Source organism: Paenibacillus sp. J22P51, assembly GCF_059692215.1.
On the sequence record NZ_JCAUAZ010000020.1, the window covers coordinates 33,957 to 58,790 of the forward strand.

Annotated in this window: 21 protein-coding genes; 18 read left to right on the forward strand and 3 right to left on the reverse strand. The window is 48.8% G+C overall.

Annotation, left to right across the window (positions count from 1 at the left end):
- Positions 1-21: 21 nt before the first annotated feature.
- From purQ to purD, 7 genes are all read left to right on the forward strand, one after another.
- Positions 22-717: a phosphoribosylformylglycinamidine synthase subunit PurQ gene (gene purQ, locus AC58QC_RS27245; RefSeq protein ID WP_057311519.1), complete on the forward strand. Its 696-nt coding sequence runs from the start codon at positions 22-24 to the stop codon at positions 715-717.
- Positions 695-2,938, forward strand: coding sequence for a phosphoribosylformylglycinamidine synthase subunit PurL (gene purL / locus AC58QC_RS27250; protein ID WP_497418187.1), 2,244 nt, complete (start codon positions 695-697; stop codon positions 2,936-2,938). Before purQ ends, purL begins: the two co-directional genes overlap by 23 nt.
- Entirely contained in the window at positions 2,923-4,455 is a 1,533-nt protein-coding gene (purF, locus tag AC58QC_RS27255) for an amidophosphoribosyltransferase (RefSeq protein ID WP_497418188.1), read from the forward strand. The genes purL and purF overlap by 16 nt, the downstream gene beginning before the upstream one ends.
- Positions 4,456-4,566: 111 nt before the next feature.
- Positions 4,567-5,607: a phosphoribosylformylglycinamidine cyclo-ligase gene (gene purM, locus AC58QC_RS27260; RefSeq protein WP_056612773.1), complete on the forward strand. Its 1,041-nt coding sequence runs from the start codon at positions 4,567-4,569 to the stop codon at positions 5,605-5,607.
- Positions 5,607-6,218 carry a phosphoribosylglycinamide formyltransferase gene (gene purN / locus AC58QC_RS27265; protein ID WP_497418189.1) on the forward strand — a complete coding sequence of 204 codons (612 nt, stop codon included), beginning with the start codon at positions 5,607-5,609 and terminating at the stop codon, positions 6,216-6,218. The genes purM and purN overlap by 1 nt, the downstream gene beginning before the upstream one ends.
- A gap of 364 nt (positions 6,219-6,582) precedes the next feature.
- Positions 6,583-8,130 (forward strand): bifunctional phosphoribosylaminoimidazolecarboxamide formyltransferase/IMP cyclohydrolase, encoded by a 1,548-nt coding sequence (gene purH, locus AC58QC_RS27270; RefSeq protein WP_497418190.1) that lies wholly within the window; start codon positions 6,583-6,585, stop codon positions 8,128-8,130.
- Between the two features lie 70 nt (positions 8,131-8,200).
- Positions 8,201-9,463: a phosphoribosylamine--glycine ligase gene (gene purD, locus AC58QC_RS27275; protein ID WP_497418231.1), complete on the forward strand. Its 1,263-nt coding sequence runs from the start codon at positions 8,201-8,203 to the stop codon at positions 9,461-9,463.
- 107 nt (positions 9,464-9,570) lie between these two features.
- Here purD and AC58QC_RS27280 read toward each other — a convergent pair whose 3' ends face one another.
- The gene (locus AC58QC_RS27280) at positions 9,571-9,696 is read right to left on the reverse strand and encodes a hypothetical protein (RefSeq protein ID WP_497418191.1); all 126 of its coding nucleotides are present in this window, start codon (positions 9,694-9,696) and stop codon (positions 9,571-9,573) included.
- A 96-nt stretch (positions 9,697-9,792) separates the two neighbouring features.
- On the opposite strand from AC58QC_RS27280, the gene AC58QC_RS27285 reads away from it, so the two are divergent.
- Together AC58QC_RS27285 and AC58QC_RS27290 are read left to right on the forward strand one after the other, a co-directional pair.
- Positions 9,793-10,731: an N-acetylmuramoyl-L-alanine amidase family protein gene (locus AC58QC_RS27285; RefSeq protein ID WP_497418192.1), complete on the forward strand. Its 939-nt coding sequence runs from the start codon at positions 9,793-9,795 to the stop codon at positions 10,729-10,731.
- A gap of 125 nt (positions 10,732-10,856) precedes the next feature.
- Positions 10,857-11,654, forward strand: a complete 798-nt coding sequence (locus tag AC58QC_RS27290; protein ID WP_497418193.1) for a DODA-type extradiol aromatic ring-opening family dioxygenase — start codon at positions 10,857-10,859, stop codon at positions 11,652-11,654.
- A 17-nt stretch (positions 11,655-11,671) separates the two neighbouring features.
- On the opposite strand, the gene AC58QC_RS27295 is transcribed toward AC58QC_RS27290, so the two are convergent.
- The gene (locus tag AC58QC_RS27295; protein WP_497418194.1) at positions 11,672-12,085 is read right to left on the reverse strand and encodes a thiol-disulfide oxidoreductase DCC family protein; all 414 of its coding nucleotides are present in this window, start codon (positions 12,083-12,085) and stop codon (positions 11,672-11,674) included.
- 136 nt (positions 12,086-12,221) lie between these two features.
- On the opposite strand from AC58QC_RS27295, the gene AC58QC_RS27300 reads away from it, so the two are divergent.
- Positions 12,222-12,611: a rhodanese-like domain-containing protein gene (locus AC58QC_RS27300; protein ID WP_497418195.1), complete on the forward strand. Its 390-nt coding sequence runs from the start codon at positions 12,222-12,224 to the stop codon at positions 12,609-12,611.
- Between the two features lie 401 nt (positions 12,612-13,012).
- Entirely contained in the window at positions 13,013-14,095 is a 1,083-nt protein-coding gene (locus tag AC58QC_RS27305; RefSeq protein WP_497418196.1) for a DUF3048 domain-containing protein, read from the forward strand.
- A gap of 269 nt (positions 14,096-14,364) precedes the next feature.
- Here the strand turns inward: AC58QC_RS27305 and AC58QC_RS27310 are convergent, their stop codons facing one another.
- Positions 14,365-15,006, reverse strand: coding sequence for an aminotransferase (locus tag AC58QC_RS27310; RefSeq protein WP_497418197.1), 642 nt, complete (start codon positions 15,004-15,006; stop codon positions 14,365-14,367).
- Positions 15,007-15,244: 238 nt separating this feature from the next.
- Here AC58QC_RS27310 and AC58QC_RS27315 point away from each other — a divergent pair, with 238 nt between their 5' ends.
- The 7 genes from AC58QC_RS27315 to AC58QC_RS27345 all read left to right on the forward strand — a co-directional run bounded on the left by AC58QC_RS27315 (position 15,245) and on the right by AC58QC_RS27345 (position 24,809).
- Entirely contained in the window at positions 15,245-15,535 is a 291-nt protein-coding gene (locus AC58QC_RS27315; protein WP_029198698.1) for a YerC/YecD family TrpR-related protein, read from the forward strand.
- Between the two features lie 139 nt (positions 15,536-15,674).
- A complete protein-coding gene (locus AC58QC_RS27320; RefSeq protein WP_497418198.1) occupies positions 15,675-16,436 on the forward strand; it encodes a sirohydrochlorin chelatase in 762 nt (253 codons plus the stop codon).
- Between the two features lie 72 nt (positions 16,437-16,508).
- Positions 16,509-17,438 (forward strand): diacylglycerol kinase, encoded by a 930-nt coding sequence (locus tag AC58QC_RS27325; protein ID WP_497418232.1) that lies wholly within the window; start codon positions 16,509-16,511, stop codon positions 17,436-17,438.
- Between the two features lie 190 nt (positions 17,439-17,628).
- Positions 17,629-19,032, forward strand: coding sequence for a 23S rRNA (uracil(1939)-C(5))-methyltransferase RlmD (rlmD, locus tag AC58QC_RS27330; RefSeq protein WP_497418199.1), 1,404 nt, complete (start codon positions 17,629-17,631; stop codon positions 19,030-19,032).
- Between the two features lie 95 nt (positions 19,033-19,127).
- Positions 19,128-21,302, forward strand: a complete 2,175-nt coding sequence (locus tag AC58QC_RS27335; protein ID WP_497418200.1) for a DUF8426 domain-containing protein — start codon at positions 19,128-19,130, stop codon at positions 21,300-21,302.
- Positions 21,299-22,339, forward strand: coding sequence for a 5-methylcytosine-specific restriction endonuclease system specificity protein McrC (gene mcrC / locus AC58QC_RS27340; protein ID WP_497418201.1), 1,041 nt, complete (start codon positions 21,299-21,301; stop codon positions 22,337-22,339). Before AC58QC_RS27335 ends, mcrC begins: the two co-directional genes overlap by 4 nt.
- A gap of 1,006 nt (positions 22,340-23,345) precedes the next feature.
- Positions 23,346-24,809 carry a hypothetical protein gene (locus AC58QC_RS27345; RefSeq protein WP_497418202.1) on the forward strand — a complete coding sequence of 488 codons (1,464 nt, stop codon included), beginning with the start codon at positions 23,346-23,348 and terminating at the stop codon, positions 24,807-24,809.
- The last annotated feature ends 25 nt before the right edge of the window (positions 24,810-24,834 follow it).

Genomic DNA, 24,834 nt, shown 5'->3' on the forward strand with positions numbered 1-24,834 from the left:
AACTTTTAGGAGGAAATAGCCATGAATTTTGCGGTTCTTGTGTTCCCGGGATCGAATTGCGATATTGACTTGTACAAAGCGATTGAAGACACGATTGGTCAGCCAGTTGACTATGTATGGCATACGGACGGCGACTTGTCCAAATATGATTGTATCCTAGTACCAGGAGGATTCTCTTACGGGGATTACCTGCGTTGTGGAGCGATTGCTCAGTTTACGAACGTGATGAAGGCTGTCGTGAAGGCTGCGGAAGAAGGCAAATACATTCTAGGTATTTGTAACGGATTCCAAGTGTTGACGGAGGCTCGCTTGCTGCCAGGCGCATTGCTGCGCAATAACGGCATGAAATTCCGCTGTCACCAAGCGGTTCTGAAGGTTGAGAACAACACAACGGCGTTCACACGTGATTATGCTGAAGGTGAATTGATCAACATTCCGATCGCACACGGTGAAGGCAACTACTACTGTGACGAAGCTACGCTGAAAGATTTACAAGAAAACAACCAAATCGTGTTCCGTTATGAAGCGGGCAACAACCCGAACGGATCACTTGATGATATCGCAGGAATTAGCAACAAAGCAGGGAACGTTGTGGGTATGATGCCCCATCCAGAGCGCGCCATTCATGAGATTTTGGGCTCCGCAGACGGTAAGAAAATGTTCACATCAATTCTAAGTGCTTGGAGGGAAAAACATGACGCAGCAGCTATCCGCTAAGGAACCATCAGCCGAACAAATCGCGGAACAGAAGATCTACAAGCAAATGGGTGTAACCGACGAGGAGTTTGCCAAAATTTGCGGCTTCCTTGGACGCAATCCGAACTATGTGGAGATCGGCGTATTCAGCGTAATGTGGTCCGAGCATTGTTCTTACAAAAATTCCAAACCTGTTCTTCGCAAATTCCCAGTTACAGGACCTCGCGTTCTAATGGGACCTGGTGAAGGTGCAGGGATTGTAGATATCGGGGACAACCAAGCGGTTGTTTTCAAAATTGAAAGTCATAACCACCCTTCCGCAATCGAGCCTTACCAAGGCGCAGCGACAGGTGTGGGCGGTATTATTCGTGATATTTTCTCCATGGGTGCACGCCCAGTGGCATTATTGAACTCCTTGCGTTTCGGTAAATTGGAAAACGATCGCGTGAAGTACTTGTTCGAGCACGTTGTCTCCGGTATCGCTGGATACGGTAACTGTATCGGGATTCCGACTGTTGGCGGCGAAGTCATGTTCGACGAGAGCTACGAGGGGAACCCGCTCGTTAACGCCATGTGCGTGGGTCTGATCGACCACGACATGATCCAACGCGGTGTTGCCAAGGGTGTTGGCAACCCAGTCTTCTATGTAGGCCCAGCAACAGGCCGTGACGGTATCCACGGTGCGACATTCGCATCCGAGGAACTAACTGCTGAATCCGAAGCGAAGCGTCCAGCGGTACAAGTTGGCGATCCGTTCATGGAAAAGCTTGTTCTAGAAGCATGCTTAGAGTTAATCGATTCCGGCATCGTGCTAGGAATTCAAGATATGGGCGCAGCGGGACTTACGTGTTCCAGCGCTGAGATGGCAAGTAAAGCAGGTAACGGCATGGAGCTGTACCTGGATGAAGTTCCACAACGCGAAGACGGTATGACTGCATATGAAATGATGCTGTCTGAGTCCCAAGAGCGTATGCTTTTTGTTGTTGAGCCGAAGGATGAGGCGCAAGCTAAGGGCATTTTCGAGCGTTGGGGCTTGCACTGCGCGAAAGTCGGTAAGGTTACTGACGACGGTTTCCTTAAGTTAATCCACCACGGTGAAGTCGTGGGGAACATGCCTGTTGGCGCACTCGTTGATGAGTGCCCGGTTTACAATAAGCCAAGCAAAGTGCCGGCTTATTACGAAGCAAGCGCAGCGATCGATACAACGCGTTACCCAGAGGTAACGAAGTTGACGGATGCGCTGAAATCCGTACTCGCGTCCCCAACGGTAGCGAGCAAAGAATGGGTTTACAACCAGTATGACTACATGGTTCGTACAGAAACTGCTGTGCGTCCAGGTTCGGACGCAGCTGTTGTAACCATCCGCGGCACGCGCAAAGGTCTAGCGATGACAACGGATTGTAACGGACGCTACGTGTACCTTGATCCGGAAGTGGGCGGACGTATCGCGGTTTCAGAAGCAGCACGTAACGTAGTATGTTCTGGTGCTGAGCCGCTTGCTGTGACGGACAACTTGAACTTTGGTTCCCCTGACAAGCCGGAAATCTTCTGGCAGTTGGAGAAATCCACAGATGGTATGGCGGAAGCTTGCCGCTTCTTGGATACGCCGGTTATCGGCGGTAACGTCTCGCTTTACAACGAGAACTCCAAAGGCGCTATCTACCCTACACCGGTAATCGGTATGGTTGGTCTTGTTCATGACATCGATCACATCACAACACAAAACTTCAAAAACGAAGGCGACATCATTATCCTGCTAGGTGAGACGAAAGCTGAGCTCGGCGGCAGCGAATTCCAATATGTGATTCACGGTGTAACAGAAGGCCGTCCTCCTGAGTTGGACTTGGCGACTGAGAAACGCCTGCAAAACGCAGTACTAAAAGCGATTCAAGAAGGTCTAGTTGCTTCTGCGCATGACTTGTCTGAAGGCGGATTAGCTGTAGCACTTGCAGAAAGCTGTATCAGCGGCAACATCGGCGCAGAGGTTAATGTAGCGTCTGATCTTCGTCCTGATTTCGCATTGTTCAGTGAAACGCAATCCCGTATCATTCTGAGCGCTACACCAGACAAAGCGGATGCGCTTAAGCACTGGATCGCTTCCCAAGGTGTACCTTATCAAGAAATCGGAAAAGTAACAGGTTCTTACTTAACTGTGAAAATCAATGACGAACAGCGTCTCCAGTCTCCTGTAAACGAGCTGGCGAAAGTCTGGAAGGATGCGATTCCATGTCTAATGGCGTGAAGCAATCCAAGGCCCTGAAGCTTCCTGTGGCACCATTTGAACAACTTGAGAATGGGCAGCATGAGCTTTGGACAGGCGACTATTACAACGAAGGTATTGGCGGCCAAGGCGGATTGTTCGATAAGCTGAATGAAGAGTGCGGGGTGTTCGGGGTGTATGGTCATCCCGACGCTTCCTCACTGTGCTATTACGGGCTGCATGCCCTGCAGCATCGTGGCCAGGAAAGTGCCGGCATCTGTACGGTCGATGAAGGCAAGTTCAATTATTACCGTGGGATGGGACTTGCGAAGGAAGTTTTTACAAATGATAATTTGCATCCACTTACGGGCTCAACGGCTATCGCTCATGTACGTTATTCAACAGCAGGCGAAAGCAAGCTGGCAAATGCGCAGCCACTCGTATTCAAATACCGCGAGGGCGATCTAGCGATTGCGACGAACGGGAACCTGGATAATGCCAACATTATCAAGCGTGAACTGGAGCGGAAGGGTTCTATTTTCCAAACAACAAGTGATACTGAGGTTATGGCGCATCTGATTGCTCGCTCGGAGCATGATGATATCGTTGATGCTGTGAAAGATGCAATGAATCAAGTCATCGGCGGCTTCGCATTCCTTATTATCACGAAAGATAAATTGATTGCTGCACTTGATCCGAACGGCTTACGTCCGTTCATGATCGGTCGCCTCGGAGAAGCCTACTTGTTCGCGTCTGAGAGCTGTGCGTTCGATGCCGTTGGGGCAACGTATTTCCGTGATGTGCAGCCTGGTGAGATTATCGTCATTGATCGTGACGGTTTCCGTTCTGAGCAGTTTACAGAAGGCGGAAGGCGTGCGATCTGTGCGATGGAGTACATCTACTTCGCTCGTCCTGATAGCGACATCGACACGGTGAATATTCATTCCGCTCGTAAACGGATGGGTAAACGATTGGCGATGGAAGCTTTCGTGGATGCTGATATTGTTACTGGCGTGCCGGATTCAAGTATTTCAGCTGCGATCGGCTTTGCGGAACAAACCGGGATTCCTTACGAACTGGGTTTGATCAAAAACCGCTACACGGGCCGGACGTTCATCATTCCAAGCCAAGAGCTTCGTGAGCAAGGTGTCAAAATGAAGCTGAGCGCCGTTCGCAAGGTGGTCGAAGGCAAGCGTGTCGTGATGATCGATGACTCCATCGTTCGTGGGACAACGTCCTTACGCATCGTCAACCTGCTTCGTGAAGCTGGGGCAACGGAGGTTCATGTGCGGATATCTTCGCCGCCTTTCATGAACCCTTGTTACTACGGAATTGATACACCAGACCGCAAAGAGCTTATCGCGGCGATGAATTCGATCGAAGAAATTCGCAAGGCGATCAACGCGGATTCGCTTCATTTTCTAACGAAGGATGGGTTATTGGATTCAATCGGACAAGGTTCCGCAGGCAAAGAGAGCGGATATTGTACGGCTTGCTTCGATAACAGCTATCCGACTGAAATCGTTGATGTGACGAAGGTTGGCTGTGCTTGTGATTAACAGATGATTCTGTGACAGCCTCACGGTCACGGATTCAGCCAATAGTAATAGAGAGAAAACGGGGGTCTAGCGACCTCCCCCATATATAGACAAACTAAGGAGTGTTGGTCAGTGTCGGATGCTTACAAAAAGGCTGGCGTCGATATCGCGGCGGGGAACGAAGCAGTAGAACGGATGAAAAAGCACGTTAAACGGACATTCCGTCCTGAAGTGTTAACAGATCTCGGAGGCTTCGGCGGGCTGTTCAGCTTGAACAAAGACAAGTATGAGGAGCCTGTTCTCGTATCCGGTACGGACGGCGTAGGCACGAAGCTGAAGATTGCTTTTGCCATGGATAAGCATGATACGATTGGGATCGACGCTGTTGCAATGTGTGTAAACGATATTATCGTTCAAGGCGCAGAGCCATTGTTCTTCCTTGACTATCTCGCTTGTGACAAAGTCATTCCAGAGAAAATTGAAGCGATCATTAAAGGGATCGCCGACGGTTGTGCGCAGTCTGGCTGCTCATTGATCGGTGGCGAAACTGCGGAAATGCCAGGCATGTATGCACAAGGGGAGTATGACATTGCCGGCTTTACGGTTGGAATCGTCGACAAGAAAAAGATCATTGATGGTACAACGATCCGTCCTGGAGATGTCGTACTAGGACTAGCTTCGAGCGGTGTGCACAGTAACGGGTTCTCGCTTGTGCGTAAGCTTTTGCTAGAAGATAACGGGTATACCCTTCAAGGGCATGTTGAAGAGCTTGGGGACAAGCTGGGGAACGTGCTGCTGGAGCCAACGAAGCTTTATGTGAAGCCAGTTTTGGCTATGTTGGAAGACGTAGCGATCAAAGGTATGGCGCACATTACAGGCGGTGGTTTCATCGAAAATATTCCACGCGTTCTGCCAGATGGCGTGAACGTGGATATCCAATACGGATCATGGCCGATTCTACCGATCTTCTCTTTGATGCAGCGTGTAGGTAACATCACGAACAATGATATGTTCCGCACGTTCAACATGGGAATCGGGATGGTTGTCATCGTGGCAGCTGACGATGCAGAGAAAGCTATTGCTGCAGCGGAAGCGCAAGGCGAGAAAGCTTATCGTTTAGGCGTTGTAACCGAAGGCGAGCGTGTAGTTACGTTCCAAGGAGCTGACGTGTAATGCAGCCTTATCGCATCGCGGTTATGGCTTCAGGCAGCGGCTCGAATTTTCAGGCTATTGTGGATCAGGTACAGAAGGGGAAGCTTGATGTTAGCATCGAGCTTCTTGTCTGTGATCGCCCAAAGGCGTTCGTAGTTGAGCGTGCGAAGGAAGCGAAGGTGCCAGTATTTGCCTTCAACCCGAAGGAATACGAAAGCCGTGAGGCGTATGAGGCGCTGATCTTGAAAGAGCTGCAGGATCGCCAGGTTGATCTGGTTGTGATGGCAGGGTACATGCGGATTATTACGAATGTGTTGGTTGAGCCGTTTTTTGGGCGGATGATCAACATTCATCCATCTTTATTGCCGTCGTTCCCCGGCGTGCGCGCTGTGGAGCAGGCTGTTGAGTATGGCGTGAAGCAGACAGGCGTCACGGTGCATTTTGTCGATGGCGGGCTGGACTCCGGCCCGATCATTGCGCAGCGTGCCGTGGAAATCCACGAGCACGAGACGGCAGATTCGCTCACGGAGCGAATCCACGCGGCTGAGCACGTGCTGCTGCCGCAGGTTGTGCGGTGGCTGCGCGAGGGCCGCGTGAGCTTGGACGGACGCAGGGTTAGCGTGCGGAAGTAGGGTTTAATTCGCGCGCCGCTGTGCGTGCGTGTGTGGCACTTATCTATCTTATTCAGAGAAGGCGGATGCCTCGAAGGTTGGGGCGGACGTTAGAGAGCGGGGGGCCAGTGCCCCCGGAAATCGTGATTCCGTGCGCTGTAGTGATGATTTTCATCACTAAGTTGGGCGTGGTGAGAGAAATGGCCGCTGTAGTGATGTTTTATCACGTTACAGAGATCATTTTGCCCCGAAAGTGGGGTAACGGGTTCTGTAGTGATGATTTTCATCACTAAGTAGGACCTAGCGTAAGAAGCAGCAGCTGTAGTGATGTTTTTCATCACTAAGCATTTATTCATACAATTCCATTCCCTAAGGAGGAAGCATAGTGGCAATCAAAAGAGCACTGATCAGCGTTTTCGATAAAACGGGCATCGTTGAATTCGCGAGCGAGCTGTCGAAGCTGGGCGTTGAGATCATTTCCACAGGCGGTACGCTTAGTTTGTTAAAGGATAAAGGGGTGCCGGTTATCGGTATTTCCGAGGTTACAGGGTTCCCAGAAATCATGGATGGCCGTGTGAAGACGCTTCACCCGAACGTACATGGCGGACTTCTAGCTGTTCGTGACAACGAAGAGCACCAAGCAAGCATGAAAGAGCTTGGCTTGGAGTACATTGATCTAGTTGTCGTGAATTTGTATCCTTTTGCAGAAACAATTGCGAAGCCTGATGTGACTTACGAAGATGCGATCGAGAACATCGATATCGGTGGGCCGACCATGCTTCGTTCCGCAGCGAAAAACCATGCCTTCGTTTCCGTTATCGTAGACACGACTGACTATGCGAAAGTGCTTGAAGAAGTACAAGAGACTGGCGATACGACGCTGGAAACACGTAAACGTCTAGCGGCAAAAGTGTTCCGTCACACAGGTGCTTACGATGCTTTGATTGGTGACTACTTGACTGGCCTTCAGGGCGAGCCTTACCCAGAGCGTTACACAGTAACGTATGAGAAAATGCAGGAGCTTCGCTACGGCGAGAACCCGCACCAAAGCGCAGCGTTCTACCGCAAGCCGAATGCAGCTGCTGGCAACATCACAACGGCTGAACAATTACACGGTAAGGAATTATCGTACAACAATATTAATGACGCGAACACGGCTCTTCAAATTGTAAAAGAGTTCAGCGAGCCTGCGGTTGTTGCCGTTAAGCACATGAACCCTTGCGGCGTGGGTATCGGTACGAACGTACTGGAAGCCTACACGAAAGCGTACAATGCAGATCCAACGTCCATCTTCGGTGGAATCGTAGCTGCAAACCGTACTATCGACGAGGCGACAGCACAACTGCTGCATGAGATTTTCTTGGAAATCGTCATCGCGCCAGATTTTACACCAGAAGCACTTGAAATTTTGGCTAAAAAGAAGAACATCCGCCTACTCAAAGTAAGCGGTTTGGATACAATTGCTGGCCGCACTTCCGAGCCAGTAATCACAACAGTTGAAGGCGGCATGCTTGTACAAGCTAGCGACGCTTACCAACTGACAGAAGCAGATCTGAAGGTCGTTTCCGAGCGTCAACCGACAGCGGAAGAGATGAAGCAATTGCTTTTCGCATGGAAAGTAGTTAAGCACGTTAAATCTAATGCCATTGTACTTGTGGCTGACGATATGACAGTTGGCGTAGGCGCTGGTCAAATGAACCGTGTCGGCGCAGCGAAAATCGCGATCGAGCAAGCTGGCGACAAAGCGAAAGGCTCCGTCCTTTCGTCCGATGCTTTCTTCCCAATGGGCGATACGCTTGAAATGGCAGCAAAAGCAGGCATCACTGCGGTGATTCAGCCAGGCGGCTCCATCAAAGACGAAGAATCCATTCGCGTAGCGAACGAAAATGGCATTGCGATGGTCATGACAGGCGTTCGTCACTTTAAACACTAAAACAATTGAGAATGCTCACGATTCGTAAGTGGACCGTGGGCATTCCCCATGAGAGGGACTGATGACGAAGATGAAAGTATTAGTTATTGGACGTGGCGGACGTGAGCATGCGATTGTATGGGCACTGAGCAAAAGCCCAAAAATCAGCAAGTTGTTCTGCGCACCAGGGAATGGTGGAATTGCCGGCTTAGCGGAATGCGTGCCGATCACTGAGCTTCAGTTCGAAGAGATCAGTACATTTGCCAAGGAACAAGCCATTGATTTGGTCATGGTTGCGCCAGATGATCCGTTAGCGGCAGGTTTGGTTGATCATTTGGAGTCCAAAGGCATCGAGGCATTCGGCCCGCGCGCCAACGCTGCGATTATTGAAGGCAGCAAAGTATTTATGAAGCAGCTGCTCAAAAAATACAGCATCCCAACGGCAGCTTACGAGTCTTTTGACGCGTATGAGCCGGCACTTGCTTACTTGCGCAGTCAAACAGCGCCTATCGTAATCAAAGCTGACGGCTTGGCCGCTGGTAAAGGTGTAACGGTTGCGCAAACGATGGAAGAAGCGGAAGCAGCGCTGAAAGACATTATGGTGGGTCAGGTGTTTGGTAAATCCGCAGGCGCAAGCGTGGTGATCGAGGAGTTCCTAACAGGACAAGAAATGTCTTTGTTGGCCTTCGTTGATGGTTCGACGGTGCGTTTGATGGTGCCTTCGCAGGATCATAAGCCTGTTTTTGATAACGATAAAGGGCCGAATACAGGCGGAATGGGCACATACTCCCCACTGCCACATATTCCAGAGTCCATCGTGCAGGAAGCACTTGTGAACATCGTCCAACCAACGGCGGATGCAATGGTGGCTGAAGGCCGTCCGTTCAAAGGCGTCCTGTATGCGGGTCTGATTTTGACGCCGAACGGCGTGAAAACGATTGAGTTCAACGCGCGCTTCGGTGATCCGGAGACGCAGGTGATTTTGCCGCGATTGAAAACGGATTTGCTGGATATTTTCTTAGCGATCAACAACGGTACGTTGGCTGAGCAGCCAATCGAGTGGAGCGAACAAGCCGCAGTATGCGTGATCGTGGCTTCGCCAGGCTACCCTGGGCCATATCCGAAAGGATTGCCGATCACAGGTCTTGATCAAGTCCAGGATTCTCTTGTGTTCCACGCTGGTACAGCAGTTGAAAACGGGCAAATTGTCACCAACGGTGGACGTGTACTCGGGATCACTGGCCTTGGTAAGGATATCGTCGAAGCTCGTCAAAAGGCTTATGCGGATGCGGATCGGATTCATTTTGAAGGTAAGCATTACCGTACGGACATTGCGATGAAAGCATTGAAATAAGTTGTAGCTACAAACAAAAAACACAGTCCTCTTAGAAGCGATTACCCGATTGGGCGTGCGCAGCGGGGGCTGTGTTTTTGGTATGTGTGGGGGTGTAGGGTATCCATCTACTTTTTATCCCAGCCACGAATGTACTTGCTTCTGCCCTTGTAGACGAAAAAACACGCCAGTATGGCAAGAACAACTAATGATATGGACAGCCAGTGATCAGTGATATAATGCCAAAGTGCCATAGTGGAACCTCCCAAATGTGGAGAAGCATGGTAGCGTTAGTTTCGTGAATGTTGGCCGTTTTTATACAGAACATAGAGAAAAAGGGGAATCGTTAGATGTGTTATAAAAGAATGCTGCTCCTCGCTGCGGTCGTAGTTCTTGTCGGTGTGTTGGCTGGATGCGGGAATAAGCAAAAGCTGATTGAGGCTGCTCCTGCGACTGAGACGGTGCAGAGTGCTGCGCCTGTTTCGCAGGGAACAGCGGTGGCGACAGCTGCGACGGCGTCAGAGGTACAGGCGGCACCGATCAATACGCCAGCACCTTCACCAACGGCGGCTCCATCACCGGTTGCAACGCTTGAACCGAAGCCAACGCCATCGAAGACTTCGACTGCTTCAACAATAGCTCCAGTCAAAAAACAGAGCAATAAGCTCGTGATGATCGATCCCGGGCATCAACGGGTCGGTAATAACGAACCTGAGCAGGTCGGGCCAGATACGCGTGAAACGAAGGCCAAGGTCAGCTCTGGAACTGTTGGCGTACGCACGAAGAAACCGGAGTATGTGCTCAATCTGGAAGTATCTTTGCTGCTTAAAGCTGAGCTAGTCCGACGGGGGATCAACGTTGCGATGACGCGCGAGTCGCACGACGTAGATATCAGTAACAAGCAGCGTGCGGATATGGCGAATGAGGCAGATGCGGCGTTGGTTGTAAGGATTCATGCGGATGGCGATGCCTCGGCGAGTACGAAGGGGTTTTCGGTATTGTACCCATCAGCGGGACAACCGGCAGTTAAGCCCATTGCCACAGAAAGCAAGCAGGCGGCTGGATATTTACTAGCTGGCTTGCAGCAAGCAACAGGCCAAAAGGGCAGAGGTCTTTCGGCACGCGACGACCTTAGCGGCTTCAACTGGTCGAAGGTCCCCGTCGCGCTCGTTGAGCTCGGGTTCATGACTAATCCCGAAGAGGACGAGCTTATGTCAGAGACGGCATACCAACAAAAGCTGGCCAAGGGCATTGCGGATGGGATCGAGCGGTTTATGAACGGTAAGTGATGAGGACGGAATCACTGGAAAAAGATGATGGAAACTCCCAAGGCGAGTGTAGTGTGGTTTTATTTTCACAGATTCGAGAATAATGTAGATAATTGGCATTGAATTCTGTGGGAGGGGGCGCTGCTATGCTGCCGGCATTTTTTATTGCGCATGGCTCACCGAGCTTGGCGATTGAGCAGCATGCGTATACGGAGTTCTTGCAAAGACTTGCGATGTCGATACCGACGCCGAAAGCCATTGTTTTGTTCAGTGCTCATTGGGAAAGCCCCGTGCAGAAGATTAGCTCGGCAGTCGAGCCGGAGATGATGTACGATTTCTCAGGTTTTTCGGAAAAGCTTTATGACATTAACTATCCGGCTAAAGGGGATCTCCCCCTAAGCCTGCATATTCAGCAGCTTTTTCAGCAAGAGGGTATACGCTGTGAGCTCAATGATAGGCGGGGCCTGGATCATGGGGCCTGGGCGCCGCTCTCCATTATGTATCCCGATGCGCAGATCCCAGTCGTGACGCTTTCGGTTAATCCGCGGCTAACGCCCGAGGAGCATTATCGGATTGGTGCCGCGTTAGGACCCTTACGGGAGGAGCAGGTACTGATCATTGGCAGTGGCGGGACGGTACACAATTTGCGGAAATTGGATCATAACAATCCAGTGCCGCAGCTATGGGCCGTGGAGTTTGACGAGTGGCTAGCGGAGCAGCTAGAAACGTGGAACTTAGAGGCGCTGATTCGCTACGACGAAAGAGCGCCACATGCGCGGGAGGCGGTGCCAACGCCGGAGCATTTTGCGCCGTTGCTGATCGCGCTTGGAGCGGGCGATGCTTCACGGAGCGCGAAGCTGCTGCACCATAGCTTCCAGATGGGCACCCTGAGCTTGTGCTGTTGGATGTTCGGCGGCGTAAGTTTGCGCAAGAAGGATGTTTAGGCTGAGGCGGTCGCCACTCAATCCAGGAACCGTCCCTTATGCTCCGGCTTCGGCAGCATGCAATGCTCGGTCTTGCCGAACCAACGATAGCGGTTGCGCGCGATGAAGCTGTATCCGAGGTTGCGGATCGGAGACGGGATTACGATGGCTGCGTAGGCCAGTGGCCAAGCACCGCGCAAACGCCGTGCAATACGCAGGGCAGCCGAACTGCGCGTATAAGCGCGATCCCCTTCGATCAGCACTATGGTGCTTAGTCGATCTAGGGGCAGTTTGTGCTGGGCAAGCAGCTTTTGGCCTGACTCAGACTGAAGAGAAGCGAAGTGGAACACGCCCTTCGGATCGTTTCGCAGGATGAATTGCACCGCTGAGCTGCAAAGCAGGCAAACACCGTCGAATAGAATGACAGCGTGATGTTCAGTCGTTTTAGGCATAGATTCTCCTCCGTACTGCATGTCTTCGACTCTATCTTAGTATACCTCAATGTAGTTTTCCAAGTTAGGGTGTTGGTGCTACAATATGAGGATGATGTGAAAATGTAATCGATTCAGCCCAGAAAAGAGGCAGCTTATGGATAGTAATATGATTTTTAATATCGTGGCACTCGGTTTTATCGTATGGTTTTTCTATTCGAGGTTTGCAGGAGTTAAGGGGCTGCGCAATCTATCGTCTGAACAATTTCAGGAGGCCATGGCAGCGGACACGGACAAGCATGTGCTCATTGATGTGCGCGAGCCTGGTGAATTGAAGCAAGGCTACATCCCGGGTGCAGTGAATATTCCTTTGTCCTCGATGGGGAAAAGATTGAGCGAAATCCCGAAGGATCGTCAGATTTATCTGTATTGCCGTAGTGGCATGAGGAGCAAGCAAGCTGCCAGAATGCTTCGGAGAAATGGCTTTAGCGAGTTGTCCCATCTGAAGGGCGGTATTATGAGCTGGAGAGGGCAGCAGACGCAATAGGTGGTTGTGAAAAAGGAGGGAAAAGCCATTAACTTGGGGTTAATGGCTTTTTGGCTTGGGGGGAGCTGCCCGCGATTGGATATATACAATGGAATGCTCATAAAAGGAGCCAGAAAATGAATTTGATTGGACAAATCCACTCAAATCGTTAGTTTTAAGCCAAACTCACCCGATTTGAGGAGTCGCTACTGGATAAATCCAATGAACGTGACTTATTTTCGCTAATTTCGCTGAATACAATGTATTTATCCAATGCGCGAATCAGATCAGCAAAGGCCGCCTACAGAGCGTGCGCTATCGTACCCTGCTACAGTCGAATTCCTCTCTAGCTTCTACATTTCATGCCTCTAGCATATACATTTCATAGATCGATAGTCCACGAGAAGATGAGGTGCAGCCCCTTGAAAGTTTTGCCGCTAGTCCGTCAAAGAACCCTTAGCACATGGATCATACTTGGATGTTCTGTCCTAACCCTTGCTGGTTGCAGTGATACAACGTCTGTTATATCAACGCCAAGTCCGCAAGCCGTCGCTGTGTCGGCCACTGTTGCTCCAACGCCTGCGATGCAGCCTACCGCAACCCCGGTGGAAGCTCAGCTTCCTTACAAATTCCCGTTAACCGGTTTGCCAACCGATCATGAGGTGAAGACTCGGCCCTACATGGTCATGGTCGAAAATGCCCCACAAGCCCGGCCCCAAACCGGCCTCGACCAGGCAGACATCGTCTATGAGATCCTTGCCGAAGGCGAGATTACTAGATTCGTCTCTGTGTTTCAGAGCCAAGCTGCTGGAGCGATCGGTCCTGTGCGTAGCATTCGGCCTTATTTTGTAGAAATCGGCGACGCGCTGGACGCGATTATTGTGCATGCTGGCTGGAGTCAGGATGCGATGGATATGATGGCAGGCCGCAATCTGGCCCATCTCGATGAAGTGTATGGCGACGGCGCCTACTATTGGCGCTCCACCGATCGTAAGGCACCGCACAACCTGTATACCTCTGTGGATAAAATGAAAAAAGGTGCCGAGGCGCGCAAGTTCCGCACCGAGTGGAACGGGCCTTTGCTGGCGTTCGCCAAGGCAGGACAAAGTAAACTCACGGGTGCAGCCGTTCATTATATTCAAATCCCATACCTCATGGGGTATTTCGCTTCCTATGACTACGATGCAGCTGGGGGTGTGTATAAGCGCAGCATGGAAGGCAAACCGCATCTCGATAAGGAAACCGGCAAGCAGCTGCAGACGAAGAATTTGCTTGTCCTTGAGAGCAAGCATCAAATCATCGACAAAGAGGGGCGCCGGATCGTTGATGTGTTCGGGCCAAACAAGGGGATGATCTTCCAAGAAGGCATGTCCCAAGCGATCACATGGGAACGCAAAAACGGCATGCTACGTGCCTACGCTAGCGATGGCAAGGAAGTGCCGCTGCTGCCGGGGAACACATGGGTGCAGATCGTGCCGGAGGGGACGAAGTTGAAGGTGGAGTAGTGTGAAGCCCGCAAATAGCTGGATTTTTTCCAGTTATATCGCTCGGCATACGAAAATAGACTAAATTAGCGGGAGGTTTTCCCGCTAATTTGTTTTGTCATGTCTAGGTGGCAGGATTGCTGAAGCGGCAGAGGGAGTGGGAGTGGGGAGCGCATACTGTGCAGTCTCATGCGGGTACAGTGTAAGTGATTTGTTACGCTGTACAGGTAAAGTTACGCTTTGCACCGGATTCCTGTGCGTCCGCAGCCCACACGCCTCACCACCCACAACTATCTACGCTTCCGCCTAGCAGATCCAGACTTCGAGCTGCCTTTGCGTCTTTTACCCGTACCGGATTTCTTACGGCGTTTGCGTTTCGGACGGAAGACTTCCTCTACGTCTCCGGAGGCTACTTTCCCTTTGCCGACAGAGCCAAGGAGTGTTTTCACCATCGGTGCCATTTGCTGAAAGGTAGACATGAACTTCTGAACTTTGCCCATCGTGCCGATGATGCCGTCAATACCGCCCATCCGCTCGACGAAGCCGGAGATTTGCTTCATATTTAAGCCGCTTAGTGGGTTTGAGCCTCCCGCACCGCCACCGCCGCCAAGCAGATTGCTTAGGAAGTTACCACCACCACCACCGGCATTGCCACCGCCACCACCGCCAATGAGATTGCTTAGGAAGTTACCGCCACCACCACCGGGATTACCACCGCCACCGCCGCCAAAAAATCCACCACCGGCATTACCGCCAGCAGGAGGGCCGCCGAAGAAGCCACCACCGCCTTCAAAGCCGCCTCCACCGAAGGGATTGCCACCGCCTAAGCCTGGGTATTGACCGAAGCCTTCACCAGGGAGCGTTAAGCTTCTTGTTTCAACTTCAGGACGATTTCCGCCATTACCAATAATTTGTTGTCTTGGGTTGGTCACTAGGATTCACGATCCTTTTTATCAGATTTGTCTCCTACAGGATATGTCACTTGCCTACCTTTGGTATGGACGAATGTCACGGGTGCCCGTGATTTGTTACTATTTAGTCAATTAACGCATAGAAATTTTAACGTTCTGCAATCCTAAAGGAAGGAATTACCCAGGACGTGTCGAATGATACACAGGAGCTTAGAGTACCTATGAGCTAACATGCTTTTTGACCGGGAGTTGACAGCAAATGCAATTAAAAAAATTAAATGATAAAGCCATAGACCAGCTTTTTGAGGCTGTACTGACATTGAAGGATATTGAAGAGTGTTACGTCTTTTTTGACGACTTGTGTACCGTTAACGAAATTCAGTCGCTTTCGCAACGCCTTGAGGTAGCTCGTATGCTGCGCAAGGGATGTACGTATAACCAGATCGAAGCGGAAACAGGAGCTTCTACAGCAACCATTTCGCGGGTCAAAAGGTGCCTGAATTACGGGAACGATGGTTATGTGCTGACATTGGATCGTTTAGGTCGTTAAATAGTTACTTGCCGAATCCTGTATTACCCCGTGTAATGCGGGGTTTTTCCTGTTTAAGCGGGCTTCAAATTGACATAGGGGAACACATTCTGTAGCATAGGAAGATAGGCTTAGTTCGTACGGGTGGGGGAAAAAAGGAATGAGTGAGTATGGTGTGCTTGTCATTAGCCATGGATCCCGTGATGAGGGTTGGGTTCAGCTGGTGGAGGATGCCGTGAATGCGGTTCGGATGCCTGATGCCATGCCGATTTATGCGTCATATCTAGAGCTTGTCGAGGGTAAATTGATACAGGATGGGATAACCAGCTTGCAGGAGCAAGGTGTGACTGATATCATCGTCGTTCCGCTGTTCGTGTCCTCTGGGAGTACACATGTTGATGAGATCAGCTACGCGTTAGGGGTTATTGCAGAGCCGTTGCTCGAAACCGACATGGAGCTTATGGATATACGCGCGCGAATTCACTTCACGTCGCCGATTGATGATCATCCCGATATTGCAGCTATTCTTTATGGCAAAATCAAAGAGCTTTCGGTCTCGCCACAGGAAGAGATTCTGTTATTGGTGGGACATGGAAGTAAGGAAGACGGCTTTCACCAGAAGTGGCGCCAAGGGCTGGAGCTGCTCGCGGAGCGGGTGAAGGCGCTAGGCGGCTTTGCCGAAGCGGACATTGCTATGCTTTTGCCAGATCAATTAGCGGAGAAGATGGCATGGTGGGCGCGTGAGAAGCCAACGTATAAGGTCGTTGTTGCACCGCTTTTTCTCAGTGAAGGTTATTTTACACATAAAGTGATTCCTTCCCGTCTGGAAGGGTTCGACTATCAATATAATGGACAGGCGCTCTTGCCTAGTCCGCAAATTTCCAAATGGATTGAGGGGCAGATTGCCTCCGTATTCCCATAAGGTGAACAGGGGATGAACTGAGTGGTCAAACGAGCACGATTGATCTATAATCCGACTTCAGGCCGGGAAGAAATGAAAAAAAGATTGCCCGAAATTCTCCAGCGCTTAGAGCGCGGCGGGTTCGAAACATCCGCTCACGCGACCATCGGTGAAGGAGATGCAACACTCGCAGCGTCAGAGGCTGTGAGACGCGGGTTCGATTTAATTATCGCGGCGGGCGGCGATGGAACGATCTGCGAAGTCGTCAACGGCATGGCCGAAAGAGAAGGCAGACCGCCGCTCGGCATTTTGCCGCTCGGGACGACGAATGATTTTGCGCGTGCGCTGGGTATCCCCAAGAATTTGGAGTATGCCTGCGACCTCATCATTCAGCAGTATTCAACCGCTATCGATGTAGGCAAAATCAACAACCGCTACTTCATCAATATCGCTGGGGGCGGCTCGATGACCGAGCTGACGTATGAAGTCCCTAGCAAGCTCAAAACCATGATCGGCCAGTTGGCCTATTATATGAAGGGACTCGAGAAGCTGCCTAGGCTGAAGCCGATTGAGCTCTATATCAAAGCAGGCGATCGCGAGATGCATGAAGAAGTCATGCTCTTCCTCGTGGGCAACACCAACTCCGTAGGTGGCTTTGAGAAGCTGGCTCCGGAAGCCAACATTAATGATGGCATGTTTGATGTGATTATTTTGAAGAAATGTAACCTTGCAGAATTCATCCGTATCGTATCACTGGCGCTGCGCGGCGAGCATTTGAGTGATCCGAATCTGATCTATTTTCAGACCAATCATATTGAAATTAATTCACCAGACTACGTCCAACTGAATCTCGACGGTGAGTTTGGTGGGACATTGCCTTGCGTGATGACGAATTTGCAGAGCCATTTGCAGGTGATTGTGGATGAGTCCGGACAATCGATTTATAAAAAGAAATTTCTTGAGGCTTTGACCACGCCGTTTCATTTGAAAGGGCATGGGAATGGGCATGATGAGCATGAGTAGGGTTTAAAAATTAAAAGATTAACATGATTAATTTTAGGTAGAATTAAGTGAGGGAAATATGAAAACAAAAGGTACATCTGGCTCCGCGCCAGGTAAACATAGAGAACGGAACGGGAAGTCGGGATCCGCTGGAAGAGCAGGGGGTTCGGCATCGGGTAACAACAAAGGGAAAAAAGAAGTGCCAGCTTGGATGGCAGGCTTGCCTGTTCAAATCGGACAGCAATATGAGGCTGAGATCATCGGGATCAGCCATGATGGCGAAGGGGTGGGCCGTGTGAACGGCTTTACCCTTTTTGTCGCGGGGGCGTTGCCGGGTGAGCGTGCGCTTGTACGCGTGGAACATTTGAAGAAACAGTATGGGTATGCTGGTTTGGTGGAGCTGCTGGCAGTGAGTCCGGATCGCGTGGCACCCGACTGTGGGATTTATGACGAGTGCGGTGGCTGTCAGCTGCAGCATTTGAGCTATGAGGCGCAGCTGCGCGTGAAGCGGCAGCAGGTTGTGGATAATTTGGTGCGGATTGGGAAGTTGGCGGTAAAATCCAATGAAAATGAAGAGGGAATCGTTGTTCATCCTACATTAGGTATGACAGATCCTTGGAGATATAGGAACAAGGCTCAGGTTCCTTTTGGGGAAGAACGCGGGGGCCTCATCGGCGGATTCTATGCGCAGGGCAGCCACCGCATCATTGATATGGAGGCTTGTCTGATACAGCACGAGGCTAACGACGAAGTCGTTGCGCGCGTGAAAGAGATCGGATCGCGCTTAGGGATTCGCGCTTACAGTGAGGAAACGGGGACTGGGCTTCTGCGCCATGTCGTCGTCAAAGTCGGCTTCCGCACGGGCGAGGTCATGGTTGTTTTGGTGACCAATGGGGCGGAGATTCCGCGTGCGGATGAATGGATTGCTGGCATTCGTGAGGCTATCCCTGCGGTGAAAAGCATTTGTCATAACATTAATGTGAGACAGACCAATGTTATTTTTGGGGATGAGACTCGCGTCCTGTGGGGCAGCGAGGTCATCTATGACTATATCGGCGAAGTGAAATTTGCAATTTCCGCGCGATCCTTCTTTCAAGTGAACCCCGTCCAGACGGAAGTCTTGTACGGGAAGGCTTTGGAGTACGCCGCGTTGACCGGCGATGAAGTTGTCGTCGATGCCTACTGCGGCATCGGAACGATCTCCCTGTTCCTAGCGCAGCGCGCAGGACAGGTGTACGGCGTCGAGATCGTCGAGGAGGCGATCTCGGATGCACGCAAGAATGCCGAGTTAAACGGCATGACGAACGTGCACTTCGAGGCAGGACCCGCCGAGGTCGTCCTGCCGGAGTGGACACGTCAGGGCGTTCGGCCTGACGTGATCGTGGTGGACCCGCCGCGCAAGGGCTGCGACCCGGCGCTGCTGGCGACGATCCTCGAGTTGCAGCCGCGGCGCGTGGTGTACGTGTCGTGCAGCGCATCGACACTGGCGCGCGACCTGCGCGTGCTGGTCGATGGCGGGTACGGCGTCGCGGAGGTGACGCCGGTGGATATGTTTCCACACACGGTGCATGTGGAGTGTACAGTGTTACTTAAATTGAAAGGGGCTAATGACTAAGCCCCTTGTAGTAATTCGCCCAGTACTTGAGGTTGGGCGATATTGTAGTGAATCTTGATAGTGCCATCTTGATGGACATTGAGGAGGAAACGTAGATGAGCAACTCAAATCAATACAGCTGGGTAGCTTTTTATAAGGAATTTGCAAATAATCTACTATCCTACAAGAATAAAAGACAGGAGCTTATCAGCAAAATCAAGAGTATTTATGAGGAGATTGGCATCAATTTGCCTACTCTTGAAAAAGATAACCAGATTGTAGATATTGACCCATTTACAGTGTTTGGTCTTTTCAATAAGAGCTCCATGCGTGAAGAGAACCGCATAAAGATTATTTCCTCCATTGCTGAGAAGTTTGGAGTACGCACTGTAGTGCCGACTTCTTTTGATAGCATACCTGTTTTGAATAACCAGAATGCCACTTTCTATTATTTTGTCGGTGACAGAGATGACGATGATATCGATACTATCTGGGAGCTTTTCGAAGCAGCGCTGAAGTATGCATCAAATTCTACAGCTGACAACCGCGTAATTCTTTCTAAGTACTTTGATCTAACGATTAACAAAAAAGGCAACGGCAACAGTAAGATAACAATGGGACTTTACTGGATTTCGCCTAATTCTTTCTTGAATCTGGATAGTCGTAATGAGTGGTACATCTACGTGTCCGGGAAGATACCAGCATCCGTTGTGTCTTCATTGCCTACAATCGAGACTAAGATTGCCGCTTCAAAGTACTTCGATATTGTTGAAAAACTACGTGCGTATCTTGCAAGTGATGAGAGCAACCTCAAGGACTTCAAAGAGCTTTCTTTTGAAGCGTGGCGTTATTCTGAAGAGGTCAACAAAGAAAAAAGAGCCGAGAAAGCGCAGAGTCAGCGTGACGCAAAAGGTACAGCACTCGCTGACGAGGATGTCGATACAGTACATTATTGGATTTACTCTCCGGGTGATGGTGCCTTTAAGTGGGATGAGTTTTACAAGAAAGGCATCATGGCAATTGGCTGGAGTGAGATAGGTGACCTGAAGGCTTTTTCAAGTAAAGACGAAATGAAGCAGAAGATGAAAGAGTGCATCGATCCGAGCCGACCGTACAAGAATGCAGCTCACGCTACTTGGCAGTTTGCCAATGAGATGAAGCCGGGCGATATTGTATTCGTTAAGAAAGGCATGCATCTTCTGGTAGGTCGGGGTGTAGTTACATCTGATTATGAATTTGATGCTACCGTAAAGGATGAATATAAAAATATTCGTCAGGTCAACTGGATTGACAATGGCGAATGGGAACATCCAGGCCAAGCTGTCATGAAGACTTTAACGGATATTACGGCATATACAGATTACGTAGAAAAGCTCAACGCTTTTTTTGAAGTTAATGCTGAGGATGATATCGAGGAAGAAGAGAAAACTTATCCTCCATACGATAAAGAGAAGTTCCTCGAAGAGGTTTATATGGATGAGGATAGTTACAACACGCTGGTCGGCCTTGTTAGAAAGAAAACGAATGTTATTTTGCAGGGCGCTCCGGGTGTAGGTAAGACTTATGCGGCTAAGCGTTTGGTCTATTCCATGATGGGTGTCAAGGATCAGAAACGCGTTATGATGGTACAGTTCCATCAGAGCTATACCTATGAGGATTTCATTGAAGGCTTCCGTCCATCCGGAACTGGCCTCAATTTTGAAATCAAGAAAGGCTCCTTCTATAACTTCTGCAAGAAGGCAGCGGATGATCTTGAAAACGAATATTTCTTTATTATCGACGAAATCAATCGAGGCAATCTGAGTAAGATTTTCGGTGAACTCTTTATGCTGATTGAAAGCGATAAACGCGGGAATGCTCTGCAGTTGTTGTATTCTGACGAGAAGTTTTTCGTTCCAGCAAATGTTTATATCATTGGAATGATGAACACTGCAGACAGAAGCCTTGCAATGTTGGATTATGCATTACGCAGACGTTTCGCATTTTATGAAATGACACCATGCTTCGAATCTGACGGATTCAGAGAATACAGAATGGAGCTTAACAATACAAAATTTGATAGCCTTATCAATTGCGTAGAAAACCTGAATGGCGTGATTGCCGCAGATGATACACTTGGCGATGGCTTCTGCATTGGTCATAGCTATTTCTGCAATTTGGATGAGGTTAAAGGTCAGGTGCTATCTAATATCGTTGAATACGAGCTTATTCCCTTGCTGAAGGAATACTGGTTTGATGAGCCACTGAAAGTAAAGGATTGGTCTAATAAATTAAGGAGCGCTATTAAGTGATACCAGTACAGAATATTTACTATATGCTGTCGTATGCTTTCCAAGTGTTAAATGATCAAGGCTACAAGGATATAGCTACCGAACAATTTAATAATGCGGCAGAGCTATGCGCAGCTATTCTGGCTAAGGGTATCTCGGTTCAATTGAAGCGTGGACTCGGTCGTGAATATATTCCGGAAACGGAAACACTGTCTACACTTCGCGGAAAGATAGATATTTCCGAATCAATAAAGACACTCACAATGCTGAAGAAGCAGATGGTTTGCACTTATGATGATTTTTCGGTTAATTCCTATATTAACCGGATTATCAAAACTACCATGGAGCTTTTGCAACATTCGGATATTTCCAAGAGCCGCAAGAAAGAACTGCGAAAGCTGCTGGTTTTCTTCGGTGAGGTAGAAACGCTGGATGTTCATAGCATCAATTGGGATTTGCAGTATAACCGAAACAATCAGACATATCGGATGATGATTTCAATTTGCTATCTGGTCGTTAAGGGATTGCTGCAGACAAATTCAGACGGAACTACTCGCCTTATGGACTTCTTGGACGAGCAGCGTATGTGTCGCCTGTATGAGAAATTCATTCTTGAGTATTATCGTAAGGAGTTTCAAGAGCTTACTGCCAACGCACCACAGATACCTTGGCAGCTTGATGATGATATAAGATCCATGCTTCCGGTAATGCAGACGGACATCATGCTTTCTAAAGATGAGAAAATACTCATCATTGATGCAAAATATTATGCTCACACGACACAGATACATTACGATGTGCACACCTTACATTCCGGCAATCTCTATCAGATATTCACTTATGTGAAGAATAAGGAAACGGAACTCAAAGATGAACCACACGAAGTTTCTGGCATGCTTCTCTATGCAAAGACCGACGAGAGTGTTTCACCAAATAATACATATCGCATGAGTGGAAATAAGATAAGCGTACGTACATTGGATTTAGACTGTGATTTTGATGCTATTGCAACGCAGCTGGATGCAATCGTAGAGGAGTATTTTGGAATTATAGCGTAAGGATGTGACCTTCTTTCGAGGGCTAAAGCAGGAAATGGTGCATCTCAAAATTACGATGGAACATCCTGACTACAGTTCAGAGGTCATTATGTGTCCAAGCGAATCTATACAGCTCTAACATTCACATTCGGGGGAAGGATAAATTGCCCGATTCGAAAGAGCCTCATAATAGACTTAGGGGATGCCTAGCTGGCGGCACATTGGGGTAATAGGGGAAGCGTCAGCTCATAAATTTAGATGAAATCGAATCAATGGTTGTAGCTATAAAAGGCAAGCCCTTAATTCTTTCAGAAACTAAATCTGAGCAAACACATTCTTACGGACACATTCATGTATGTTGTCACTGTCTACTCGTCACATGTGGAGTCCGTTGCGTTGCTTGTACGAAATGAATCAGTTGCCGAAAAACCTTATTAATACAGGGTTTTTCCAATAAAACAGCAGGATTTAGCCATTGGTGTATAGTTGGTTTGAAATCATCAGAATTAAGCGTAAAACAGGGGCACATTTTGAATGAACTGTTATAGTCCATAAGAATAAGAACCCGAACGATTGGTACATCGTTTGGGTTCTTTTGCATCTTTGCGATTTTTAAATGAAACGTTATGATATCAGGGTCTCAACATACCCCTCCACATTAAATTGGAATTGTATACCAAATACAATTTATTCTTCCCCTCATCGACAAAATCTGTTAAAATAACTTTGAAATCGCTTACAGATTTTTCTGAAAATAATCATTGATACTTAAGCAATTGAGGTGATAACTACTTAATCCAAGATTTTCACACTAGCAACTGTAGCTTTCTATCTTGAAAATTGTATTTTTTTTTGTTTAAGCACCATCTGAACAACATTATTGTTACGGTTTAGTACATAACATCCACGGATTTCATTTTTTTAGACCTGGTATTAGCATATTATTGTATACAATGCACCAAATATCTATTCATGAAAGAAAATGCATTATTATTTTCTTCGAGGGTCAAAAAAATGAAAATGAGGGATGAGCATGATCACTTTATCACATGTTGTCTATGCTTTAGTGACATTAAGCGTTATCGTCGTAATGCTGTTAAAACGAGGAGTAGTCATTCCCACTTTAATTGGTACCTTCTTAATCGGATGGATCTATAAGGGGGATGTGATCAGCGGGTTTAAAGCAGTTTACAATGCCAATCTGACTGCGGCCAAAGAATTATTTACGATTTTCTTAATTATTACGTTTATGGTTGCTTTGTTAGCTTCTCTGAGAGATATCGGAGCAGACAAGCGCATGATCAAACCTATCCAGAAGCTAATGGTCAATGGTCACATCGCTTATATTGTTCTAGCGGGTGTTACTTATGTTATTTCTCTTTTCTTCTGGCCGACACCAGCTGTTCCATTAATTGGAGCACTTCTGATTCCGGCTGCGATTCGCGCAGGTCTACCTGCAATGGGGGCAGCTATGGCGATTGCAATTGCGGGACAAGGTATGGCGTTGTCTTCTGACTATGTTATGCAGGTCGCACCGATGCTAAGCGCGAAGGGTGCAGGAGTCCAGACGGCAGCAGTAGCGGATAAAGCGATGATCTTATCCTTAATCACAGGTGGCGTAGCGCTTACAGGTGCTTATCTAATGAACAGAAAGGCGATTCGCAAGCCTGAATTCACGTCTGCGGAAACACCAAATAATGTACAAGCTATTCGTACTGTACAACCAGCATCTGAGTTTCCTGAAGCAGCTGCAGCAGTTGAAACGCTTAGTCCGTCTACTGTACGGTGGTCCAAAGTGTTCGCCGTTCTTGTTCCACTCTCGATGCTTGCTGTTATGGCGGTTATGATTGGGAGCAAATTAGGTCACGAAGGCATGAGTGGATTTGAAGGAGGAGATGGCGCAGCGTTTATCGGCGGTGTGGCTGTCATCTTATTAATACTATCTTGTACCGTGTTCTCGAAAGTACAAGCATTAGATAAGATTAGTGAACATCTAACGGAAGGTTTCGTTTTCGCCTTTAAGGCGATGGGACCGGTTATTCCGATTGCAGGATTCTTTTTCCTAGGAAATGAAGATTTCTCTAAAAGTATTCTTTCCTTAGGTGAAGGTGTCAAAGCTCCAGCTATTCTCTATGATTTGGTTATGTCAGTGCAACACTTGATCCCATCAAGCGGCATTCTAACTTCGTTCGGATTGTTGATTATGGGGATTATTGCAGGATTAGAAGGCTCAGGATTCTCAGGTCTTCCGTTAACCGGCTCGCTATCTGGCGCACTGGGACCAGCAGTAGGTATGGAGCCTTCAACGTTGGCAGCTATTGGTCAGATGGGATCGGTATGGTCAGGCGGAGGAACATTAATTGCATGGTCATCTCTTGTGGCGGTTGCTGGATTCGCCGGCGTCTCAGTTATTGATCTAGCACGTAAAAACTTCCTGCCTGTTATTATCGGCTTAAGTGTTTCTACCGTTATTGCTGTTTTGATTTGGTAACGTCATGATTTAATAATTCTAAATA

Bases quoted from the DNA above. Each gene is read 5' to 3' on its own strand.
- AC58QC_RS27300 (WP_497418195.1), top strand. From the start codon at position 12,222: ATGGATAGTAATATGATTTTTAATATCGTGGCACTCGGTTTTATCGTA.
- purL (WP_497418187.1), top strand. From the start codon at position 695: ATGACGCAGCAGCTATCCGCTAAGGAACCATCAGCCGAACAAATCGCG.
- purQ (WP_057311519.1), top strand. From the start codon at position 22: ATGAATTTTGCGGTTCTTGTGTTCCCGGGATCGAATTGCGATATTGAC.
- AC58QC_RS27315 (WP_029198698.1), top strand. From the start codon at position 15,245: ATGCAATTAAAAAAATTAAATGATAAAGCCATAGACCAGCTTTTTGAG.
- AC58QC_RS27280 (WP_497418191.1), bottom strand. From the start codon at position 9,696: ATGGCACTTTGGCATTATATCACTGATCACTGGCTGTCCATATCATTA.
- AC58QC_RS27290 (WP_497418193.1), top strand. From the start codon at position 10,857: ATGCTGCCGGCATTTTTTATTGCGCATGGCTCACCGAGCTTGGCGATT.
- AC58QC_RS27320 (WP_497418198.1), top strand. From the start codon at position 15,675: ATGAGTGAGTATGGTGTGCTTGTCATTAGCCATGGATCCCGTGATGAG.
- AC58QC_RS27335 (WP_497418200.1), top strand. From the start codon at position 19,128: ATGAGCAACTCAAATCAATACAGCTGGGTAGCTTTTTATAAGGAATTT.
- AC58QC_RS27325 (WP_497418232.1), top strand. From the start codon at position 16,509: ATGAAAAAAAGATTGCCCGAAATTCTCCAGCGCTTAGAGCGCGGCGGG.
- rlmD (WP_497418199.1), top strand. From the start codon at position 17,629: ATGGCAGGCTTGCCTGTTCAAATCGGACAGCAATATGAGGCTGAGATC.
- AC58QC_RS27295 (WP_497418194.1), bottom strand. From the start codon at position 12,085: ATGCCTAAAACGACTGAACATCACGCTGTCATTCTATTCGACGGTGTT.
- purN (WP_497418189.1), top strand. From the start codon at position 5,607: ATGCAGCCTTATCGCATCGCGGTTATGGCTTCAGGCAGCGGCTCGAAT.
- purF (WP_497418188.1), top strand. From the start codon at position 2,923: ATGTCTAATGGCGTGAAGCAATCCAAGGCCCTGAAGCTTCCTGTGGCA.
- AC58QC_RS27345 (WP_497418202.1), top strand. From the start codon at position 23,346: ATGAGCATGATCACTTTATCACATGTTGTCTATGCTTTAGTGACATTA.
- purD (WP_497418231.1), top strand. From the start codon at position 8,201: ATGAAAGTATTAGTTATTGGACGTGGCGGACGTGAGCATGCGATTGTA.
- AC58QC_RS27285 (WP_497418192.1), top strand. From the start codon at position 9,793: ATGTGTTATAAAAGAATGCTGCTCCTCGCTGCGGTCGTAGTTCTTGTC.